Here is a 20080-nt window from a genome sequence, read left to right as displayed (position 1 = left end):
CACTTTCAATATATAGCGCACCAGGGGGCTTGCGGCAAGACCCGGGTGGTGCCGCAGAATCGCTGGCCGAAGCCAGGAACTGCGGAAATGGGGGCACATGTCAACTCAGGGATATGAGGACGAGTTGCGGTCCGAACGGTGCCACGTGGCGGGGCTCTACGCGCGGCTCGATACCGAGCGCGCGCGGGTGAAGGGTCGGCACAACGCGGCTTTGCGGGGCCCGATCGACGCCGAGAACCGCGGGACACTCGTGGACCGGGACGCCGAGGTCCGCGCGCTGGCCAGGGAGGTGAATCGGCTGGAGGTGGCCGACAACGGTCTGTGTTTCGGCCGATTGGACGCCCTGTCGGGCGAACAGTCGTACATCGGCCGGATCGGCATATTCGACGAGGAGAACGAGTTCGAACCGCTGCTGCTCGATTGGCGGGCACCCGCATCGCGTGCGTTCTATGTCGCCACCGCCGCCAGCCCGGAAGGCATGCGCCGGCGCCGCCAGTTCCACGGCCGCGGGCGTCAGGTGGTCGATTTCACCGACGAGGTGCTCGGCCGCCCGGATGGTGCCGACGATGATGGCCGAGGGGACTCCGCCCTGCTCGCGGCGGTCAATGCGCCGCGCGGTGAGGGGATGCGTGACATCGTGGCGACGATCCAGGCCGAACAGGACAGGATCATCCGGCTCGACCATCCCGGGGTGCTGGTGATCGAGGGCGGCCCTGGCACCGGGAAGACCGTGGTGGCGCTGCATCGCGTCGCGTACCTGCTCTACACGCAGCGGGAGCGGATGGAACGCCACGGGGTGCTCGTGGTCGGGCCGAACCCGGCATTCCTGAACCACATCGGCCGCGTTCTGCCGTCGCTGGGCGAGTCCGACGTGGTGTTCATGACCACGGGCGATCTCGTGCCCGGTCTGCGCGTCACCGCCGAGGACACCCCGGAAGCCGCGCGGCTCAAGGGATCGCTGAAGATCCTGGACGTGATCGCCGCGGCGATCGCCGATCGTCAGCGACTTCCCGAAGATCCGCTACCGATCGAACTCTCGGACGCCACGGTGCGGATCGACGCCGAGACCGCGGAGTGGGCCAGGGAGGAGGCGCGCGCGAGTGGGCTGCCGCACAACGAGGCCCGCGCGGTGTTTCGCGAGATCGTGACCTACGTACTCACCGAACGGGCGATAACCCGGATCGGCCGCGGCTGGCTGACCCGGCAGGACGGGCAGGCGTGGGAGGAGCTGCGGGCGGACCTGGTCGCCGAGCTCGCCGACAACGATGCGTTCGCCGCCGCGCTCGGCGACCTGTGGCCGATCCTGACGCCGGAAACGCTACTGGCACAGCTGTACACGTCCCCCGAACGGCTGCGTGCGGCCGGCGCGGACCAGGCGCTACTGCGCGCCGACGGCGACGCGTGGACAGTGTCGGACGTGCCGCTGCTCGACGAACTGGTCGACCTGCTTGGCCCGGACCCGTCGGCCGAGCAGGCCGCCGCGCGGGAACGAAAAGCCGAGGCCGAGGCCGAGGCGGCATACGCCGCAGGCGTGCTCGACCTCATGGTCGGTCGCGCGGACCACATGGACGACGACGACCATCTGTTCGCGACGGATCTGCTCTATGCCGAGGACCTCGCCGAACGATTCGTGGAGCGCGACACCAGGGAGCTCGCTGAACGCGCTGCGGCGGACCGGGGCTGGACGTACCGACACGTCGTTGTCGACGAGGCCCAGGAGCTGTCCGAGATGGACTGGCGGGTGCTGATGCGGCGCTGCCCGGACCGATCCTTCACGGTGGTGGGCGATCTCGCCCAACGCCGGTCGGCGGCAGGCGCGACCTCGTGGGACACGATGTTCGAGCCGTACGTGCCCGGCCGCTGGGTCTACCGGTCACTGTCGGTGAACTACCGCACCCCTGCGGAGATCATGACCGTGGCCGCCGCGCTGCTCGCGGAGTTCGCACCCGGAGTCGACGCCCCGGAATCCGTCCGCGCCTGCGGCGTCCTGCCGTGGTCCAGGCGGGTCTCCACGGACCAAATGGGTTCTGCCATAGAGGAATTCATTCGGGACGAAGCCGGGCGTGAGGGCACCAGCATCGTGATCGGACCGGCGGGCATGCCGGGCACGGTGGCGGCGTCGGAGACGAAGGGCCTGGAGTTCGACGCCGTCCTTGTCGTGGAGCCGGAACGGATCCTCGCCGACGGCCCGCGTGGTGCGGCCGAGCTCTACGTCGCCCTCACCCGGGCAACCCAACGTCTCGGCGTCCTGCACCACGGCCCGTTGCCGCGGGCCCTGGCCGGGCTCGACGAAACCGGGACATCCGCGCCCTCAGCTCAGGAACCCGACCTCCGACAGCTCAGTCCGGAATCCTCCCTCGCTGCCGGCCTGAGCTGAGATCCAGACGGTCAAACCGGAATACGGCGCCGAAGCGACGAGGGCAATGGGCGTCACTCCCGGTTGCAGGGTCGCTGCCCCCAACACCGCGGTCTCTTCGAGGGCTCCGCCGACCGGGGGGAGGGTTCGTATCTCGACGCGGGCTCCCGCGGAGGGCGACGCGATCCACACCCCCGCAGCGCGGTGTCCGGGGGAAGCGCCACCGTCAGCCCGACACCGTTCTTGAATTGCGGGAACTGCTGCATGTACGTGTCCGTCGACCAGGCCGTCTCCAGATTCCCGTCGATGGCCAGGCCGCTCGCGAGCGCGTTGTCCGGGTACTGCTGGGGCGAGTACACGGCCGCTCCACCCGGAGCGACCGGGATCAGTGGAGGCGGCGGTGGCGGGGCGCCATCTCCGTTCGTTTCATCGGCCGAGGCAACGGCCTCGAACGTGGGCGGATCGGCAACGGACGTCCCGATCAGCCACCCGATCGCGCCGAGCAGCACCACGGCGACCGCTGCGATGCCGGCAAACGCGGCCAGAGCGCCCGGTCGCGTCGGGTCACCCTGCGTCGCAGGCTCTGCATCGGTGATGGGTGCGGGAACGGGATCCTCCGGGGGAGTGGCTGATCGACGATCCCCTGCAGCGTGTCGGTAATGGCGACCGCAGTCACCTCCTGGCCGTCCCGCCCTGTCATGAGACCCAAGGCGTCGGGACTCTGGACTCCCGCGGCCAACGTTCGGACCACGCTGCAGAAGCCCCGAATGTCACTGTCGCGCTCGCTGGACGCGGGCGTTCCCGGAAAGGCGACGTACGCGATGCCATCCAGACTCACCCGCACGCGCCCGGAATCTCCGATCGCCAGTACCGACCCGGACTCGTGGAACCCGCGCATGGCGGCGGCAAGCTCGACGACCGCGCGGGCCACACCCAGGACCGACGTCGAGCCGGCGGACGCCTCATCGACTGACACGCTGGGTATCCACTCTGCGACCACCGCGCTGAACGAAGCCCCGTCGACCATGTCGAGAACGGAAGCGACAGCGGCAGTCCTGACCTGGCCCAGCGCCACCGTCCGCGCAAAGACCTCGTTGACGGACGAGCGGCCGAGTTGCGTACTGACACCATCGATGATGGTCAGCGCGACCTCGCGATCCAGGACCCGATCCATCGCATGCCAGAACTCGAAATCGGCGGTTACACCCCAACGCCGGAGTAGACGGTAACGACCACCTCCGAGAACAGATCCCGCCGACCGGACCACTCGATGTGGCGAATATCCGATCGGTGCACGGCTTACGACCTCGGTTGCGCGACTGCGGAGCTGACCGGCTTGCATTGCTAACCACCCCCACACAGACAGATCCCGCTCGGGTGCTCGCGAGAACAACGCGGCCCTCCATACGTACCAAGTGAAACGGTATCGGATGACCAGGCCCACACCTGATTCGACCAAAGGTGCGCGTTTGGTCGAATACCCGTGCGGGATCTGGAGAGTCCGCCGAGCGGGTGCAATCTGATGCCTACGCTCGGCCGGGATCTACTGACCCGGTAATTGGCTGGCGCTCAGACGAATCCGCCATCGAAGAACGCCAAGAGTGCCGGCGTCGGATCTGCCGCGGTGGTCGTGTTCGCCAAAGCGACAACGATCATGCCCAGCGACACCACCGCCGAGAGAACAGCGAACGACCCCAACACGCGCCTCGTTCCGCTGGCCGACGACTCCGTGCTCGCAAACCACTTCCACAACACCACGCTCAGGCCGATGAGGACGGCGGCCGCCATCGCGGCGATAACGGCCATCACCGCGTGATATCGAGAAAAGTCGCTGATCATCACGTCGAGGGCAGGCGGGGTCCAGTCACCACCCGCACTCGGGGAGTCGGCCAGTTGCTGCCTGACCTGGCCGAGAGTATCGGCGAGCTCTCCGTCGGTTTCGCCGATCGGCAACATCGACATCAGCGAGGAGAAGGGCGCCAGGGCGCCCTGGACGTTGGCCATCACCACAACCATCGAGAACAGCGCCAGCATGGTGACCAGAACGCCGCCCACCGCGAGCGCGGCACGCCTCACCGCCCCGGTGCCGCCGGCCATCGCGAACGCCCTCCAGAGAAGAACGCCGAGCGCAATGAGCGCGACCAGCAGGATCGCAGCGATCACACCCTTGGCCACGTGGTAGCGGACCCAGTAGTCGACAACCCCCTCCATGCCAGGGGAGAAGTCCCGGTGGCCGGTACTCCAATACGCAATGAACGTCTCTCGGACGGCGCCGACGAGGCTGCTCTGGTCGGAGAACCCCTCGCCGGGCCCGATCGCCGCCAGGCTGCGCGGGGCGACGACGAAGGCGGCAACGAGCGCCGCGGCGAGCGCGACGAGCAGGGCGAGGGCGCGACCGGAGACTCCTGCGGGTCTCGGCGGGGCGGCGTGGCGGTGCAAGGAGGCTCCTTCAGCTCGATCGAGGGTGCGCGCAGGTGGGCCGCGACGCTGTCGACACCCGATCACCATTCCGCACCGACGACCGCCCGGTCACGGGGGTTCACCGCACACTTGGGGGTGGTGCCAGCCCCACTGCCCTTGGCTCGGGAGCCCACCCACTCGCCGGTGGGAATCTTCGAAGTTGTTCTCAGTTCACTCTTCTCGCATCTGGGTGTTCGTTCCGGTCTGGCCCCGCAGGCGGGTGATCGCTTGTGGGGTCAGGTGCTGCGCGAGCTCTTCGAGGAGGCCGGCGATCTCGGCTACCCGTTGCGGGTCGTCGGTGTCGATGGCAGTCGCGAGGGCGGCGTCGATGGAGCTCGACCTGACCTCCTCCACCCTGCCGGAGGGCTGGGGTGCGGGGTGGATGAGGAGTCGTCGTCGGTCGCGGGGGTCGGGCGCGGTGACGACGGCGCCCGCGTCGCGGAGCCGGGCGATCGCTGCCGAGACCGCGCTCTGGGGAAGGCCGGTGCGTTGTGCGATTTCTCCGACCGCACTGCCCGGATGTGCGCGCACGTCACTGACCACGATCAGCACGGACCGAACGCTGGTGGAGTGCGGCCCGATGCCGTCGGTGGGCAGGGCCTCCTCGCCGATCTTCATCAAGGTCCTTCCCAGCAGGAACAGTTCGACTCCATCCATGCCCACAATCTACATCAGTTTTGATGTATCAATGTTGATTCATCAAAACTGATGCTTTACGGTGGTTCTCGAACTGGCCGAGTCGGCCCCAATCGAGAGGACCTTCGATGGACACCACCACGGCCCCGGGCCCGACGGTCGGCATGCTCCGGGCTGCCGACGCCACGCTCTACTACGAGGTGCGCGGCACCGGACCGATGTTGCTGATCTCCCAGAGTGGCGAGGGAGACGCCGCGCGCAGCAAGGACCTGGTCGACCACCTCGTCGCAGATCACACCGTGGTGACCTACGACCGCCGCGGCCTGTCCCGCAGCGCGCTGGACGACCCCGCGCAGGGCGTGAGCCTGGCCGAGCACGCCGACGACGTGCACCGCCTGCTGTCCCACCTGAGCGATGGGCCGGTGCTCATGCTCGGCTGCAGCCTTGGCGCCTCCATCGGGTTCCACGTGGCTGTAGACCACCCCGGGCAGATCAGCACGCTCGTCGCCCACGAGCCCGTAACCCCGCGACTGCTGCCCGCCGACCAGCGCGCCCACCACGAGCAGGAACTGGCGCACATCCAGCGGGTCCACCGCCGCGACGGACTGGCCACCACCTTCAAGGTGGTCGCCGAGGTGCTCGGCATCGACCCCGCCAACCCCGACGCCGAGCCCGGCCTCACCCCGCAGCCGATGACACCTCAGCGGGCGCGCAACTTCGACTTCTTCGTCGAGCACGACTTCACCGCGGTCATCGGCGACACCCTCGACGTCGCCGCGCTCGCCGACACCCCGACCCGGATCGTTGCGGCCGTTGGGCGCACGACCCCACGCACGGTCTTCGACAACAAGTGCGCCTTCGCGCTGGCCGACCTGGTCGGCAGCGAACTGCACGAGTTCCCCGGCGGCCACAACGGCAACACCACGCACCCCCGCGCTTATGCCGCCGCCCTGCGCACCGCACTCAACGCCCTATGAGCTTCCAGCCCAATAGGAGTAGCCCCCATCAAGCACGGGCCCTGCCCTTTCAGGACTCACGAGTTCCCTTACGCTGGAAAGCTCTTGGCACGGCGAACACGGAAGTTCTGTTCGCTCAGGCCGTCCGGCAGATGGACCCGATGCAAGGAGACCCCGGTGGCGAGGCGCAAGACCCTGCCGAAGGAATTCGACGCGATGCTGAAGACCGCATCGCTTGATGAGCTGAAGGCGGTGTTCGACAGGACGATGCTCGATGCTCGCGGCGGATCCAGCAAGCAGACCGCCATCGGATTCGTCGAGTGCCCGGACGAGCTGATCATCTGGCTGGTCGAGCAGGGACTCGACGTCGACGCCTCTGACCTCTATGAGGACACCCCACTCTGGACGAGAGCGTCGAGGGGTCGTGCGGTGCAGATCCCACTCCTGCTGTCGCTGGGGCGGACATCCAACGACCGAACCGGTATGGCGAGTCGCCCCTGCACGCAGCCACGGGAGGCCAACGCCCCGACGCGACGAGGGTGCTGCTCGAACACGGCGCCGATGCCCAAGCCCTGAACGGCAGGGGCGAGACGCCGATGCTCTCCGGCCTCCGACGCACGCAGAACTTCTTCATCCCGGGCATGGCGCGGGTCGCGAAACTACTCCTCGACGCCGGGGATACGGTGACCGAGGAGATGCGGGCCGCGGTGACCCGGATCGGCACCGATTTCGAATTCCACCGGGACAACTTCAACCCCGACTTCCTCGACGAGACCGTCGCCGGCCTCACGACGCTCTACCGGTTGTTCGGCGTCACACCCGTTGCCCCGCGCCGGCGGCATGACGGCATCTCGCCGATCACGGTCCCCGTGGGTACGTGGCAGGACCGGCATCAGGCGCTCTGGGAGTTGCTGGTGCCGTCGAACGGCCCTGCGGCGACGGTGCAGGGCGAGGTGGTCCGCCTCACCGGACGAATCGCCAGGGAAATCCTCGACAACGGAAGCCCGAACTGGGGCCGCGACTTCAGGAACATGCTCGCCGCGCTGCCCGAGCACTACGCGAGCGGCACCCCGCTCCCGACCGGCGAGCTGCAGAAGGCCCGAAGCCTCGCGCGGGACTTGAAATCCGGCAACGGGGATGACGCGCAGGTGTTTCGCCTGGGCGAACTCGCGGTCGCGTGGGTCGCATCGAACCCGACACCGGTCCCGCTGGGGGAGGTGAACTATGGGCGTTGACTTCGACGAGCTGGAGCTGCGTCTGATGCGCGAGTTCCTCGAGAGCGCGTCCGCGACCGAGTGGCTGGCGACGGCGCTCACGATGAACCACGACGGCAAGTCCGACCTGATCGCATGGATGGCCACGCATCCGAAGCTCGATCGTGCCACCGCGGCGGCCCTGTACTGGTACTCCCAGCCCGGCTACTACCAGAAGTTTCGCAGCGAGGCAGATGTCCCGTCGGTCAATCGCGCGGGATGGGCGAATGTGCATGCGCTGCAGGACCGTGTCGCCTCCGGCACGGCGGCAGCGGCCGGTGCGTCGTTCGACCCGGCGAACGATCTCTCGACTCCGACCGGGAATCCGAAGCATCCCGGCGAGGACTGGACGGCGGAGTCGTTCACCGCCGACGACGACCCGGCGTGGTTGATCCCGCCGGTGATGTTCGAGTCCGTCACCGGAGACGACGTCGACATCCGCGGATACGTGGAGTCCAACGGATGGAACGAGGGGATGCCGCCTTCCGTACTCGATGTACTCGAATCCGCATGGCAAGCCGAAGGTGAGGACGACGAATGGTGACCTGCTACGAGGAAGTCGAGAACGCCGTCCGTGAGTATGCAACCCACGCCACGGCCGAGGCGCAGGCCGAGTTCGGGCTCGCGGCCACGCGGGAACTCCTCACAGCGGATGGCGCGGCGGCCGACGGAGCGGGTACGGCCTCTGCCGAGCAGATTCGGGTATGGATCGAGGAGATCGACGAGGGCGATCTGTCGGATGGCGACATGGATCCGGATCTCCTGCGCGCGATCACCGCGCTGGAGGCGTGGGCCGCCCATCTGGAGGAACGATCGCCGGAGCGGATCGCCGCACTCGGCATCGCGCTGCTCGAGCAGGCGGACTTCCAGGCGAGTGGGGCGCCGTTGGATGACTTCCTCGCGCCGCAGGAGACGCGGCAGGCGTTCGAGTGGATTCGCGCGGCGCTCACCGGGCCGGCAATGCATGGAAGAGAACCGCAGACCGCTTTCGAGAACAGCATCACGATCGATGCTGCGGACAAGGCGGTTGTCCGGCGGGCGTTCGTCGATGCGGCGGTGTCGCGTCGCCTGCGGATCACGGGCACGATCGCGCTCCCGATCGCGCTGGTCGTCGGCATTGTGTCGGCGGTGTCCGGTCGCCCCATCGGGGTGTTCGCATTCGGGGTGATCGCCGCCCTCATGCTGCTGCTTGTCGTCTTCGGGGTCATCCTTCGTCGCGTTGCCACGAAGGCAGTCGAAGATGGCATGAGTGTCGGATCGCGACTCACGGTGCGGATCGATGCGGACGGGCTGGGGTTGGATGGCAGGTTCGGATCATCGCGCGCGCCGTGGGATTCGCTCTCCAGCGCGGTGCGCATGAAGGACACCATCGTGTTTCGGAACATGGCGGGGAAGGCGGCGTTCTTCGTGCCGGGCCGCGCGCTCGACGACACCGCACTTGCACTGGTCGAGAACTACATCGATCGGGATCGGACAAGGACCGGAGATGAGTGACCAGGGGCGCGATCAGGCGTGGCGGGACGAGCTGATCCGCCTGGGCGGCAGCATCCATCAGGACGACGCGGAGCCGCTCAGCGACGAGGAGGACGCTGTCCAGCAGGCAGGCATCGATCGGTACCTCGCGATGCTCGATGCCCTCGACGGGCAGGCCATCGGGGCGGAAACCATCTGGGCGGTCCTGTGGTCGTTGCACCCGCTCGACGACTACGGCATCTACGAGGCCGCCTACGGCGTGCTCTCGCAAGCTGATCCGGCAACGAGCGGAGCCGCCACCGCCCGGGTACTGCCGAACTGGCTGGAGTCGCGCGGGGACCACGACAGCATCCGCACCGGCTCGATGTTCGTCACAGGTAGCGAGGACGCGAGCCGCGCGTTCCTCACGGTGACCGATACCTGGAGCGATGCGCAGCGCGCGCTCGTGCGCGGAACGCTCGGCCGCTGGGTCCGTGAAGACGAGCAGTGGGAACCGATCCACGAGGCGCTCGGCGGCACGAACAGGAAGCCGGTGCTCGATCCGATCCCGGACGACTGGCCCGAGGACTGGAGATCCGCGGCCGAGGCCTTCCGCGAGAGCGGTCGGGTCGATCGCGCCTGGACGAACGAGAAGGACTTCCCGAGCAACTTCGACCGCGTGTTCGCGATCATGGAGCTCGGCCACGGCGCGCGCTGGCGGGAGGTGCCCGACTTCGTCAACCCGCTGCTCATGCGTCGGAGGAACGAACTCCCGAAGTTCATCGGTGCGCTCGCCGCGCTCGCCGACGATCGCCGCGAACGCATCGTCATGGCCGTCAAGGCCGCGCGCCCGGACACCGCCGAGTACCTGCGCGGGCTCCTGGAACAACACTGAGCGGCGTCAGCTGGGCAGCGGTGCCCACCGGTTCGGTACCGTTCTCAGTCGACGCGCGACCGCGTGTCGTTCGACCGGGTGTGCACATCCGAACTGGGAGGTTCCCGTGGCTGGTGGTCTCGTCGCCCTGTTGGACGACGTCGCAGCGATCGCAAAAGTGGCCGCGGCGTCCATCGACGACATCGGAGCGGCGGCCGGCAAGGCCAGCATCAAGGCGGCGGGCGTGGTTGTCGACGACACCGCCGTCACCCCCCGCTACGTGCACGGCTTCTCGCCGAAGCGGGAGCTGCCGATCATCCGCAAGATCGCGATCGGGTCGATTCGCAACAAGCTCCTGATCATCCTGCCCGTGGCGATGATCCTGAGCCAGTTCCTGCCGCAGGCCCTGCCGTACCTGCTGATCGCCGGCGGCTTGTTCCTGTGTTACGAAGGTGCCGAGAAGGTCTACGAGGCGCTCACCGGCGGTCATCATGAGGACGAGGCCTCGGACGCGGTGCTGGGCAGCCCCGAGCACGAGAAGATGATGGTCAGCGGCGCGATCCGCACCGACCTGATCCTGTCCGCCGAGATCATGGTGATCTCCCTGTCGTCGGTCGAGGACGAACCGTTCCTCACCCGGCTGGCGGTGCTCATCGTCGTCGCGATCCTCATCACCATCCTCGTGTACGGCGTGGTCGCCCTGATCGTGAAGATGGACGACGTGGGCCTTGCGCTCGCCCAGCGCAAGTCGTCGTTCAGTCAGCGGATCGGCCGCGGCCTGGTGGCCGCGATGCCGAAGGTGATGGCGTTCCTCACCGTGGTCGGGATCGCCGCGATGCTGTGGGTCGGCGGCCACATCCTCATCGTCAACGTCGGCGAGGCAGGATTCCACTGGCCGGCCGATCGCCTCCACGACCTCGAGCACTGGTTCGGCGAACTCGTGCACGGCGGCCTCGGCGGGGTTCTGTCCTGGACCGGGGGACCGTGGCGTCCGCCCTCGTCGGACTGGTCGCCGGCGCGATCGTCGTGCTGGTCATGCACCTGATTCCGAAGCGGAAGAAGGCAGACGGAGCGCACTGACGGGTCCCAGTCGCGCTCCCGAGGACCTCACATTCGTCTGCCCGAGTTCGCCGTCCCGACTGCAACCAACAGCCGGGACAACAGCGGCCCGGATGTCTGCGCCACCCTGTTGGGTCGCTCTGCCCCCTTCACCGACGAACAACTGCGATCGCTCTATCCCGCTCCGGTCGACTACCTGACGCGCTTCGAGAACGCCACCACCACAGCGGTCGACGCCGGCGTCCTCCTTCCTGACGACGCCAGACTCGGTGAGATCGCAGCCACCCATACTGCTCAATTCACATCGTCGAGGTAACTACGCAGGAATGATCGCATTGATATCTCAGCGCAGGCAGGCGGCCCGGCGGTGACTGCGCGCCTGGTGCTCGACGAAAACACTCCCCGACGTGGTGCATTTTGAAGAGCACAAATCAACTCTCCTCTTTAAGGGAGATGATGGTGGTTGTGGTTCTAGGTTCCGGATCTACTTGTCCGATCTGCCTGCGGTTTCACTATCTTCCACGGCTTCCCCAAAGATTCCGGCGTAGATGTCCTTTTCCGCGGGCCATCGGGTACTGGGATCCGAGGTTCACATCTCTGGCAGCTGAGCGCGATCGTTGCCGCCCCTGACCCACATGGATTCTGGCTCGGAGCGGTGCTGGCACTCGATGCCGAGGCACACGGTCGGTATGGGATCCCGGACTGGGTCCCGTTGTCACGGAGGGTCACCCGCTCCCGCGGGAGATGCGGCACCGTGGGGAAACCGACCCGTCGATGTACACGCGGGTACCCACCACGAAGCCACCGGCGGGGGTGTTGATGGTCATGACCGAATCCGCGACGTTGTCGCCGACGTGAGCCCGGCCGTGGCGGCCGCCTCCATCGATCAACCACCGCACCCCCGCCGAGTCAGCGCGCAGCCATGCTGCTTGTGCTCATGCGCTGCCCCTGTTCGAGGACCGGGCGATCAGAATCCGAGGCTGCCGGTATCGATGCTGCCGCCGCCCGAGCATCCCGGGGTCTCCGGAGTCGGCACCGGGGTGCCGTCGGGGGCCGGGTTGACCGTGACGGTCTCCGACACCGTTGCGCCGTACTGGGTGATACTGATCGTGTGGGTACCGGCCGTGGTCGGCACCCACGACATGTAGCTGAATCCCGGGGGAGCCTGGCCCGGGTAGAAGGAGTAGACGCAGGTTCCGTTGTCGCTGAGGGTCACCCGTGACTGGGGGACGGGGAACATCGCGCCGCCGATCCCCTCCACTGTGATGTTCGCCTTCACACCCACGACGTATCCGCCGGGCGGCGGGGAGACATCCAATGCCAGCCAGCCGTCGGGGGACGTATCCGCCGACGCGGACGGGACGGACATGCCGACCGCCGCGGCCACCATCATCAAACCCGATGCACTCCAGCCGATCCGGTGAAGGAATGTCCTGCTCGCAGTCATCTGAACTCCTGTTCGGGCCCCCGTTGGGGCGTTAGGCACACTAGCGTTCACAGTGTGTGACATGAGGAGATTCCACTGGTTCGGGTTGCCCCAGATTTCCGGGGCAGCAGAGGCGATCGGATCCGCTATCACCGGGGGCTGATCGAGATGTAGGTTCCGGGCCCACTTGTCCGAGCCACCTGGGTTTTTCAAGATCTTCCACGACACTTGTCTCACGAAACTCCGCGCGAAGATGTCCTTTTCCAGAGCTCTGCTCTGAGTCGATGGCAGATCATCACAGCCACGCCTACTCTCAGTCTCCACCGTCACCGTTCCGCAGCCCCACGAAACCACCCCGCGGACGCGCCGGCACTCGGTGCCGGTTCCTGCCACCTGATCCGTGTCTCAAGCAGCCCGGCGATCGACGCAAACGCGCCGACTTCCGGCATATATGGCGTGGCGGCGCGTACTCGAACCGACGTTCCCCTGAACTGGGGTCATGCGTGTCTTTGAGCTGTCGACGGTGCGCGGGAGATGTCTCGTTCTTCGTGTCGCACCGCTAGCCGGGTGCCCTTCACGCGGTGGTGTCACCACGGTGCGGGTAGCGTCCGATCCGCCTGGACGGTCCCCGACTCCAAGGTCACAGATCCCTGACTGCACTGCCCAGCGGTGTCCTGTTTGACGATCGCTGAGCAGGCCGCCCGCCGCATGCCCTAGGCGTGGGACCGTCGATGCAGCCGTGGAGAGCGCCGGGCGCCGCTACGCTCGCGGACGCAGGACGGACTCAAGGGAGCTCGGTGACGAAGATCAGCAGGACAAGAGGGATCCAGGTCGACGGCGGGTGGAGTGTCGACTCCAATGCGTTCGTCGACGAGCGCTACAACGCACAGGAGGTGCCGTTCGATGACACCGTGCTGTTCACCGCGGTGAACAGCATCACCGGCGAGACGGTTTCCCTCTCCTATGAGAACGCAGCCATCGGCTACTCGCTCGAGCAGATTCTGCTGTCGAGATCGTTGGGCCGATGGATGTACGACGAAGACAGGAGTGTCCACACGACGATCGCAGCCGGCCACGACATCGAGGCCATCTATGGCCTGCTCCCCCGGTTCCTCAACCCACTCAACAAGGACCTGATTCCTCTCCGGCTCTCCAGTTGGACGGTTGTCGTCAACAATCTGACTGAAACAGAAGCTGCGCACCACGACGTGGAACTGGTCTTCTCGGCGACTCGTGGGAAGCTCTTCATCGACGTCACCTACACCCGGATCGAAGATCGGCCGTACTGCGTCTACATGGGGATGTCGAAGCATCCCTACACCGAACTCACCTACAAGCTCGACAAGCCGACGACGACGCGAAAGGTGATCCACCTGAACGAGGTGGATGCTGTTGCCGCGTTGATCGACGATTTACTGACGGGACTCGAGCCCTTCTATGCGAGCGTCGGCTGACCATGGACGCCCCGGGCATGCCCGGTCATGGCACACTTTGACCTCGCCGGGCGCCTTGTCGCGCAGTCCCTTCCAGCTCGGATGACGAAGGCTCCGCCGGCATGCTCGCGGTACTCCGCCTCGCATACCAGTAGCGGTTCCACCTGTTCACGCCCCGGATTCGCGGCCTCAACGTGCGTCCTGTTTGACGATCGTCATGCAGGACAGAAGGCGAGGTGGACGCTCGATGAGACCTTCGGGTGCCGGTGCGTGTTGAACAACGCTCGCCAGGTGCGGCCAGGGATTGCAGCGCATGCGGATCCGCGCGAGAGGTCGCACGGGCCAACGAGCCAGACCTACGACTTGTCACATGACGCCCGTCTCAACAATCCGTCGAATGTCCGATTTTTGTCTCAAGTTTCGGTGTCCGCGGCATCATTGTAGGTTCCGGATCTACTTGTCCGATCGGCCTGCGGTTTTCAAGATCTTCCACGGCAAGAGCCCTAGAAATTCCGGCTGTAGATGTCCTACCGCAGGCCCTCGGGTACTGAGCATCCAAGGATCACACTCTCGGGCACCTGAGCAGCGATCGTTGCCGTCCCTCCACCCGCATGGTTCTGGGGCGGAGGGGCGCCGGCCCTCGCTGCCGAGGCACACGGTCGGTATGGGCTCCCGGACTAGGTCCCGTTGTCACGGAAGGTCACCCGATCCCACGGGAGATACAGCACCGTGGGGAAACCGTCCCGTCGATGTACACGCCGGTACCCACCACGAAGCCACCGGCGGGGGTGCTGATAGTCATGATCGCATCCGCCGACGTGGTTGCCGCCGTGAGCCCGGCCATGGCGGCCACCGCCCTCAAACAGGCTGTGCCCCGGCCGATTCGGCGGGCAATACCGCTTGTGCTCATGTGCTGCTCCTGTTCACGGCCTAGGCGGTCAGAATCCGAGGCGGCCAGCACCGGCGCTGCCGCTGCCTCCGCCCTTACACCACTGGATCTCGTCGTTCGCCGAGGTCATCAAGATCTTGCGCGAACAGGGCTATACGGTGCGCGATTCCGACGCACCCGATGACAACTGGCCGCCTCAGTTGACGGCGACAAAGTTCGGGGGCGTGTTTGTCGATTCTGCTGAGCGCCTTGGCGTTACGGACAGAGTGGAGGTTCTGCAGGATGGGGGAGGATGGGTTTCCAGATGTCGACGGCCCCCGCCGTCGGTTCCGGCCTGATTGCCGAGACAATGGGAGCGTCCCCTCCGCACTGGCCGCGGAGGGAACGCTGCATCTCCGGGATACCCCGGGCTGCCGGGCCGAGGACTACTCGCCGAGCCGCTCGTCCGCGTAGACAGCCATCGCGTCCCGCTGGTACTCGGCCAGGCCCTCGGCAATCTTCTCGTAGTTCGCCTTGAACCGCTCGTCGTCCACGTACATCTGCCCCATACACTTGTACGCGTCCCGGTTCGGGGTCCAGAAACGGCAGATGCCCTGGTACTGCGTGTGGATCTCCGTTTGGACCGCCACGTCGACGACCGGGATGCCGGCGGCCATGAACTCGGCCATACGGATCATCGCCGCGGTCATCTCACGCTGCATGCGCTCGACGTCCTCGGCAGTCATCGTCGCGGCGTTGCGCTGAGACTGTTCGAACTCCTCCGGCCAGCGTTCGCGGGCCTCGTCGTCGTACTGCGTGTTGTCGAAGCCCTCGAACAGGTTCTCCGGGCGGTTGATCTTGACTGTCATCTCGGTCTTCCCTTCGAGTTCGGCGATGGTGCGCGCCACGGTGTCGGCCATCCGCGTCAGGCGGTTGCGCTCTCCGAGTATGCGGATGTGCTGCCGTTTGAGGGCGGCGAGTGTGTCCGGCTCGGAGTCGACCGCCTCGGCGATCTCGGCAAGGCCCAGGCCGAGTTCGCGCAGGACGAGGATCTGCTGCAAGCGCAGCAGTTGCTCATCCTCGTAGTAGCGGTAGCCGTTGGTGCCCACGTAGGCGGGCTCGAGCAGTCCGATGTCGTCGTAGTGCCGCAAGGTGCGGGCGGTGACGCCCGACATCCTCGCAACATCCGCGATCGACCAGCTCATGGCGCTTCCCATCTTCCGTGAGGCCGGTCCGTCCGGCCTCGTCTTCGACCGTAGAAGTTGCCGCTACGTGAAGGTCAAGCCGGAATGCGCCGAATCAACCGGGAATTCGACTCATCACCGCGTCATCCGGGAGGTGATCGCCGCCTCGCGCCGACTACCGCGGGCAGCCGCCGGCCGCGTGCCTGAGCGCGATCCGAGCTGAGCCTCAGCGACCGAAGAGACGACCGAAGAACCCGCCCCTGCCCGACGCGAGCGGCGCCCACTCGAGGTTCCACAGCTCATCGACCGTGATCCGGGCGAGGCGGCAGACGAACTCCAGGTGCGCGTCCTCCGGGTCGTCCTCGGTCTCGAACACCGCCTCGGCGTCGATCGGGGCGCCGAGGTCTTCGGCGACCTCGCGCTCGGCGAGCACTCGGAGGCGGGGGTCGTCGCCGAACGACTGGATCACGTAGACGTCGCTCGTGCCACCGAGGGTGACGAGCACCGTTCCCGCGGGCGGCTCGGAGAGCTGCGGAAGCTGCTGGAGATCGAGACCGGGATCCACGAGCACCACGTGCGCGCCGACCTGCGCGGCCGACGGACCTGCCGCGGTGCTGCGGCTCGCGTCGTCGAAATCGATGATCGATTCGGCGCCCGCTCCGAAGGCCGAGAGGTCGGTGTTCGGCACGAAGCCCAGCATGAAGTTCATCGACATTTGCGACAGCCTAGCGACCCGGGGACGGCGGTTCCCCGGATCGAGAAGCCGCCGGGTTGGCGCGGGCTACTCGCCGTCCGCCCGTCCGCGTACTGCGCGACCACGCGGTCACGCCATTCGCGGAAGTCGTCGAACTTGCCGGCGAGCGCCGGACCGCCCCGCATCAAACCCGTGCGAGACCGCTGCCGACATAGTCATGCACCGACGCGGCTCATCTGAGCGCATAGACCTGTCAGTTCGGCGTTCCCGGAACAGGCTGAGCGACTTAGCTATTGGCCTGTTCGTTGGTGGTGGCGATGTCGAGCAGTTGGCGGGCGGGCGCGCTGAAACGGTGACGTCGTCGCCAGCAGGCATACAGCTTGCGTTCCAGGGTGAGGCTGGGTTGCGTTTGGACTCGTCGCCGGCGGATTCATCGCGGTCTACACGGGCCGAACACCACGCCGTCGGGGAGTACGCCGCAGCCCGCGCAGACGTAGTGCTCGTCAAGGCCTCCCGCGGGGCCCGCCTTGACGAGGTCGCCGCCGCGCTCACATAAACTCGTGAGCGTAACTCGTGAGCGCGAGCTCCTTCAGGCTACGGCGCCAGCGCGGACATCTTGCCGCTGTTTTGTTCCGCGCATGCCGCTTCCGAACGCAACCCCACGGGCGGCATATCGTCCGCATATCGAAAATTGCATACGCGCTGGCAACACCGCGTTGTCTTGACTTTCGGCATGTCCTACAGCGACCTGGGTTTGATCAACAGCGAAGTGATCGCGGAGCGGCGCATCCGAGCGCTCGACGATTCGTCACCCTCGGCCGTCCCGACCACTGGGGTCAGAGTTTTCGGATGCGGTCACGACGAAGCCGTTTTGTTCCGCGAGATGGGAACCCGTCTCGGGCTAACGCCAAGCATCACCGAGGAAGCGGTCAGTGAAACCAACGCTGAACTGGCGCGTGGCAACCGATGCATCAGCGTGAGCCACAAGACGCAGATCGACAATTCCACGCTGCTGGCGCTGAGCCGAGTAGGAGTGGAGTACATCTCCACCAGAAGCGTCGGGTACAACCACATCGACGTGGAATTCGCGGCGAGCATCGGCATCTCGGTCGGCAACGTCGACTACTCGCCCGACAGCGTGGGCGACTACACACTGATGTTGATGCTGATGACCGTACGCCACGCGAAATCAATTGTCCGCCGCGCCGATACGCATGATTACCGGCTGAATGACACGCGCGGCAGGGAGCTGCGCGACTTGACCGTCGGGGTGATCGGAACAGGGCGTATCGGCACAGCAGTCATCGACCGGCTGCAGGGATTTGGCTGCCACGTGCTGGCACATGACAGCAGGCCTCACGCCTCCGCCGACTACGTTCCGCTCGATGAACTGCTGCGGCAGAGCGACATTGTCACGCTCCACACTCCACTCACCGCGGACACACACCATCTCCTCGATCGCCAACGCATCGACCAGATGAAGTACGGCGCGTACATCGTCAACACGGGTCGCGGACCGCTGCTCGATACCGAGGCCCTCCTCTCCGCATTGGAGAGCGGCCGGTTGGGCGGCGCGGCGCTCGATGTCGTCGAAGGAGAGGAAGGGATCTTCTACGCCGACTGCAGAAGAAGGCTCATCGAGAACAAGGCCCTGGTGCGGCTACAGCGCCTGCCGAATGTGCTGATCAGTCCGCACTCCGCCTACTACACAGACCACGCCCTGAACGACACCGTCGAAAACAGCCTCGTCAACTGCCTCAACTTCGAAAGTGGGAGAACAGCATGAGCAGATTGAAGGTCGGGGTCATCTTCGGAGGGGCTTCCGAAGAACATCCCGTCTCCATCAAGTCGGCGCGAGAGGTGGCAAGAAATCTCGACACGGAGAAGTACGAACCGTTCTGGATCGGCATCACGACCGGCGGCGAGTGGAAGCTCTGTGACGGCCCCGACGCGGATTGGGAGAATCGCAGCGCCCGTCCCGCCGTGCTGTCACCCGATCGAAGTGTGCACGGCCTGCTGGTCATGGAGCAGGGGGGCTACGAAACCGTGCGCCTCGACCTCGTCTTCCCCGTACTTCACGGCAAGCTCGGCGAAGACGGCGCGATCCAAGGCCTGTTGGAGCTCGCCGGCATCCCCTACGTCGGCTGCGACATCCAGGGCTCGGCTGTGTGCATGGACAAGGCCCTGGCCTACACCGTGGCCAAGAGCGCGGGAATCGCCACGCCGACCTTTTGGGTTGTCGCGGAGAACGAGAAGGTCGACGCCGATCATCTTCGCTATCCGGTCTTCGTGAAGCCGGCCCGTTCGGGTTCATCTTTCGGCGTCAGCAAGGTCACCCGTGAAGACGAGCTGCCGAACGCGCTGAGCGCGGCGCGACAGTACGACTCGAAGGTCCTGATCGAAGAAGCCGTGGCCGGCAGCGAGATCGGCTGCGCGGTCATGGGTGAACTATTCGGCCTGATCACTGGGGAGGTGGACCGCGTCGACCTCTCGCACGGATTCTTCAGGATCCACCAGGAGGACTCACCCGAAACCGGATCGGAGAACTCGACGTTCATCGTTCCCGCCGACATCTCCGACGAATCGCGCCGACTCGTCCAAGAGACCGCAAAGGTCATCTACCGCACCCTGGGCTGTAAGGGACTTGCCCGTGTTGACATGTTCCTCACCGACGACGGGCGGGTGGTCCTCAACGAGGTCAACACCATGCCCGGTATGACGTCGTACAGCCGGTACCCGCGGATGATGGCCGCCGCGGGACTGCCGATCTCCGACATGATCGACCGGCTCATCTCGATGACAATGCACGGGAAGAAGCGATGAACGACGACTTCGTCTACGTCGACGACTGGGTGCCCGGAGTCCGCTGGGATGCCAAGTACGCCACGTGGGACAACTTCACCGGCAAACCGGTAGACGGCTACCTCGCGAATCGGATCGTCGGCACCCGGGCTTTGTGCGCGGCCCTCGCGCAAGTACGCGAGAAGGCAGCTTCCCTCGGCTTCGGATTGCTTCTCTGGGACGGCTACCGTCCTCGACGCGCCGTCGACAGCTTCCTACGCTGGTCAGAACAGCCGGAGGATGGCCAGACGAAGCAGCGGCATTATCCCAATATCGACAGACCCGAGATGCTCGAAAAGGGATACGTGGCAACCCAGTCGGGCCACAGTAGGGGCGGCGCCGTTGACCTGACGCTCTATCACCTTGCGACCGGTGAACTTGCTCCTATGGGTGGCGACCACGACCTCATGGACCCGATCTCAGGTCATCGAGCGCGAGGAATCAAGCCAATCGAGTCCAAGAATCGTGAGCTTCTTCGTTCCATCATGGAGGACTGCGGATTTGATCGGTACGACTGCGAGTGGTGGCACTACACGCTGAAACGCGAACCATATCCAGATGTCTACTTCGACTTTCCGATCACGTGAT

The 20080-nt window shown here is 65.9% G+C and carries 19 protein-coding genes and 1 pseudogene; 14 read left to right on the top strand and 6 right to left on the bottom strand.

Going from position 1 to position 20080, the window contains the following annotated elements:
• The first annotated feature begins 97 nt into the window (after positions 1 to 97).
• Positions 98 to 2377: an RNA polymerase recycling motor ATPase HelR gene (helR, locus tag BTZ20_RS00745; RefSeq protein ID WP_189636559.1), complete on the top strand. Its 2280-nt coding sequence runs from the start codon at positions 98 to 100 to the stop codon at positions 2375 to 2377.
• A 460-nt stretch (positions 2378 to 2837) separates the two neighbouring features.
• Here helR and BTZ20_RS00735 read toward each other — a convergent pair whose 3' ends face one another.
• From BTZ20_RS00735 to BTZ20_RS00725, 3 genes are all read right to left on the bottom strand, one after another.
• Positions 2838 to 3530, bottom strand: a complete 693-nt coding sequence (locus BTZ20_RS00735) for a hypothetical protein (RefSeq protein WP_077040022.1) — start codon at positions 3528 to 3530, stop codon at positions 2838 to 2840.
• 395 nt (positions 3531 to 3925) lie between these two features.
• Positions 3926 to 4795, bottom strand: a complete 870-nt coding sequence (locus tag BTZ20_RS00730; protein WP_223263549.1) for a hypothetical protein — start codon at positions 4793 to 4795, stop codon at positions 3926 to 3928.
• A gap of 192 nt (positions 4796 to 4987) precedes the next feature.
• Complete coding sequence (locus BTZ20_RS00725) at positions 4988 to 5473, bottom strand: MarR family winged helix-turn-helix transcriptional regulator (RefSeq protein WP_189636558.1); 486 nt, start codon at positions 5471 to 5473, stop codon at positions 4988 to 4990.
• 107 nt (positions 5474 to 5580) lie between these two features.
• On the opposite strand from BTZ20_RS00725, the gene BTZ20_RS00720 reads away from it, so the two are divergent.
• The 8 genes and pseudogenes from BTZ20_RS00720 (at position 5581) to BTZ20_RS29615 (ending at position 11362) form a co-directional block, all read left to right on the top strand.
• Complete coding sequence (locus tag BTZ20_RS00720; protein WP_083742442.1) at positions 5581 to 6429, top strand: alpha/beta fold hydrolase; 849 nt, start codon at positions 5581 to 5583, stop codon at positions 6427 to 6429.
• Positions 6430 to 6585: 156 nt separating this feature from the next.
• Positions 6586 to 6984 carry a hypothetical protein gene (locus BTZ20_RS27495; RefSeq protein ID WP_223263548.1) on the top strand — a complete coding sequence of 133 codons (399 nt, stop codon included), beginning with the start codon at positions 6586 to 6588 and terminating at the stop codon, positions 6982 to 6984.
• Positions 6873 to 7643, top strand: coding sequence for an ankyrin repeat domain-containing protein (locus BTZ20_RS00715; protein WP_223263864.1), 771 nt, complete (start codon positions 6873 to 6875; stop codon positions 7641 to 7643). The genes BTZ20_RS27495 and BTZ20_RS00715 overlap by 112 nt, the downstream gene beginning before the upstream one ends.
• Complete coding sequence (locus BTZ20_RS00710; RefSeq protein ID WP_077040021.1) at positions 7633 to 8205, top strand: DUF4274 domain-containing protein; 573 nt, start codon at positions 7633 to 7635, stop codon at positions 8203 to 8205. The genes BTZ20_RS00715 and BTZ20_RS00710 overlap by 11 nt, the downstream gene beginning before the upstream one ends.
• Positions 8199 to 9155, top strand: a complete 957-nt coding sequence (locus BTZ20_RS00705; RefSeq protein ID WP_077040020.1) for a YcxB family protein — start codon at positions 8199 to 8201, stop codon at positions 9153 to 9155. The genes BTZ20_RS00710 and BTZ20_RS00705 overlap by 7 nt, the downstream gene beginning before the upstream one ends.
• The gene (locus BTZ20_RS00700) at positions 9148 to 10008 is read left to right on the top strand and encodes a hypothetical protein (RefSeq protein WP_077040019.1); all 861 of its coding nucleotides are present in this window, start codon (positions 9148 to 9150) and stop codon (positions 10006 to 10008) included. The genes BTZ20_RS00705 and BTZ20_RS00700 overlap by 8 nt, the downstream gene beginning before the upstream one ends.
• 106 nt (positions 10009 to 10114) lie before the next feature.
• Positions 10115 to 11067, top strand: a pseudogene (locus BTZ20_RS00695) (DUF808 domain-containing protein).
• A 31-nt stretch (positions 11068 to 11098) separates the two neighbouring features.
• Positions 11099 to 11362: an alpha/beta hydrolase domain-containing protein gene (locus BTZ20_RS29615; protein ID WP_223263863.1), complete on the top strand. Its 264-nt coding sequence runs from the start codon at positions 11099 to 11101 to the stop codon at positions 11360 to 11362.
• A 651-nt stretch (positions 11363 to 12013) separates the two neighbouring features.
• On the opposite strand, the gene BTZ20_RS00690 is transcribed toward BTZ20_RS29615, so the two are convergent.
• A complete protein-coding gene (locus tag BTZ20_RS00690) occupies positions 12014 to 12493 on the bottom strand; it encodes a hypothetical protein (RefSeq protein WP_145982149.1) in 480 nt (159 codons plus the stop codon).
• Positions 12494 to 13269: 776 nt separating this feature from the next.
• Here BTZ20_RS00690 and BTZ20_RS00685 point away from each other — a divergent pair.
• Positions 13270 to 13926 (top strand): hypothetical protein, encoded by a 657-nt coding sequence (locus BTZ20_RS00685; RefSeq protein ID WP_077040017.1) that lies wholly within the window; start codon positions 13270 to 13272, stop codon positions 13924 to 13926.
• 1293 nt (positions 13927 to 15219) lie between these two features.
• On the opposite strand, the gene BTZ20_RS00680 is transcribed toward BTZ20_RS00685, so the two are convergent.
• Positions 15220 to 15948, bottom strand: a complete 729-nt coding sequence (locus tag BTZ20_RS00680) for a MerR family transcriptional regulator (RefSeq protein ID WP_262982526.1) — start codon at positions 15946 to 15948, stop codon at positions 15220 to 15222.
• On the opposite strand from BTZ20_RS00680, the gene BTZ20_RS27030 reads away from it, so the two are divergent.
• Positions 15935 to 16180, top strand: a complete 246-nt coding sequence (locus BTZ20_RS27030; RefSeq protein ID WP_189636707.1) for a hypothetical protein — start codon at positions 15935 to 15937, stop codon at positions 16178 to 16180. The genes BTZ20_RS00680 and BTZ20_RS27030 overlap by 14 nt on opposite strands.
• A gap of 3 nt (positions 16181 to 16183) precedes the next feature.
• Here BTZ20_RS27030 and BTZ20_RS00670 read toward each other — a convergent pair whose 3' ends face one another.
• Complete coding sequence (locus BTZ20_RS00670; protein ID WP_077040015.1) at positions 16184 to 16672, bottom strand: hypothetical protein; 489 nt, start codon at positions 16670 to 16672, stop codon at positions 16184 to 16186.
• Positions 16673 to 17384: 712 nt separating this feature from the next.
• On the opposite strand from BTZ20_RS00670, the gene vanH reads away from it, so the two are divergent.
• From vanH to vanX, 3 genes are read left to right on the top strand one after another with little or no spacing between them, the layout of a single operon-like run.
• A complete protein-coding gene (vanH, locus tag BTZ20_RS00665) occupies positions 17385 to 18437 on the top strand; it encodes a D-lactate dehydrogenase VanH (RefSeq protein ID WP_083742863.1) in 1053 nt (350 codons plus the stop codon).
• Positions 18434 to 19474: a D-alanine--(R)-lactate ligase VanO gene (vanO, locus tag BTZ20_RS00660; protein ID WP_077040014.1), complete on the top strand. Its 1041-nt coding sequence runs from the start codon at positions 18434 to 18436 to the stop codon at positions 19472 to 19474. Before vanH ends, vanO begins: the two co-directional genes overlap by 4 nt.
• On the top strand, positions 19471 to 20079 hold the full coding sequence (vanX, locus tag BTZ20_RS00655; RefSeq protein ID WP_077040013.1) for a D-Ala-D-Ala dipeptidase VanX: 609 nt from the start codon (positions 19471 to 19473) through the stop codon (positions 20077 to 20079). The genes vanO and vanX overlap by 4 nt, the downstream gene beginning before the upstream one ends.
• Position 20080: the final 1 nt, after the last annotated feature.

The organism is Rhodococcus sp. MTM3W5.2, assembly GCF_001984015.1.
Taxonomy (GTDB): Bacteria; Actinomycetota; Actinomycetes; order Mycobacteriales; family Mycobacteriaceae; genus Rhodococcus_G; species Rhodococcus_G oryzae.
This window is presented reverse-complemented; position numbering and strand designations above follow the sequence as displayed.

What these genes read in the sequence shown, in the direction of transcription:
- helR (WP_189636559.1), top strand. Translation starts at nt 98, where the DNA reads ATGTCAACTCAGGGATATGAGGACGAGTTGCGGTCCGAACGGTGCCAC.
- BTZ20_RS00735 (WP_077040022.1), bottom strand. Translation starts at nt 3,530, where the DNA reads ATGGATCGGGTCCTGGATCGCGAGGTCGCGCTGACCATCATCGATGGT.
- BTZ20_RS00725 (WP_189636558.1), bottom strand. Translation starts at nt 5,473, where the DNA reads ATGGATGGAGTCGAACTGTTCCTGCTGGGAAGGACCTTGATGAAGATC.
- BTZ20_RS00720 (WP_083742442.1), top strand. Translation starts at nt 5,581, where the DNA reads ATGGACACCACCACGGCCCCGGGCCCGACGGTCGGCATGCTCCGGGCT.
- BTZ20_RS00710 (WP_077040021.1), top strand. Translation starts at nt 7,633, where the DNA reads ATGGGCGTTGACTTCGACGAGCTGGAGCTGCGTCTGATGCGCGAGTTC.
- BTZ20_RS00705 (WP_077040020.1), top strand. Translation starts at nt 8,199, where the DNA reads ATGGTGACCTGCTACGAGGAAGTCGAGAACGCCGTCCGTGAGTATGCA.
- BTZ20_RS00700 (WP_077040019.1), top strand. Translation starts at nt 9,148, where the DNA reads ATGAGTGACCAGGGGCGCGATCAGGCGTGGCGGGACGAGCTGATCCGC.
- BTZ20_RS00690 (WP_145982149.1), bottom strand. Translation starts at nt 12,493, where the DNA reads ATGACTGCGAGCAGGACATTCCTTCACCGGATCGGCTGGAGTGCATCG.
- BTZ20_RS00680 (WP_262982526.1), bottom strand. Translation starts at nt 15,948, where the DNA reads ATGTCGGGCGTCACCGCCCGCACCTTGCGGCACTACGACGACATCGGA.
- BTZ20_RS00670 (WP_077040015.1), bottom strand. Translation starts at nt 16,672, where the DNA reads ATGTCGATGAACTTCATGCTGGGCTTCGTGCCGAACACCGACCTCTCG.
- vanH (WP_083742863.1), top strand. Translation starts at nt 17,385, where the DNA reads ATGTCCTACAGCGACCTGGGTTTGATCAACAGCGAAGTGATCGCGGAG.
- vanO (WP_077040014.1), top strand. Translation starts at nt 18,434, where the DNA reads ATGAGCAGATTGAAGGTCGGGGTCATCTTCGGAGGGGCTTCCGAAGAA.
- vanX (WP_077040013.1), top strand. Translation starts at nt 19,471, where the DNA reads ATGAACGACGACTTCGTCTACGTCGACGACTGGGTGCCCGGAGTCCGC.